Genomic DNA, 395 nt, shown 5'->3' with positions numbered 1-395 from the left:
CCTCGGATATCAATGACGGCCTGCTGCGCGTAGTCCGGACCGATCCAATGCCGCCTCCCCTCATCTACTCGGCCGTGTATCGGCAATCCGGTTTCTCGCGGGCCCTGGATGTCATCTCAGAAACGGCTGGCAATGTATGCAATTTCAAGCGGGGACCCTATGACCTTGCGGAAAGGCGGGTACGCATGATGCGGTAAGACAGCGCACGCGAATCGCTCTTATCGGAACGCGATCCACACGCCGTACGCCACAGCAATCCACGCCGCCTCGCGGCTCACGTGTGACAGACTGGTGCTTTCCAACGTCGCCTTGCGAAGACCCCCGTGAACCTCCGAAGCTTCCAACCAGGCGATGAACCGGCACTGTTCCGGGTCTACTTCACGGCCATCCATGAG

At 60.0% G+C, this 395-nt stretch carries 1 protein-coding gene; it reads left to right on the top strand.

Annotated elements, in window-relative coordinates:
• The coding region (locus tag AC1DDH_RS20730; protein WP_476956255.1) for a hypothetical protein at positions 1–197 on the top strand (197 nt) is incomplete at its 5' end.
• Between the last annotated feature and the right edge of the window lie 198 nt (positions 198–395).

This window comes from Arthrobacter sp. 10T425, from assembly GCF_056393985.1.
The sequence above is the reverse complement of the archived record's forward strand: the minus strand, read 5'-3'. Positions and strand labels throughout refer to the sequence as shown.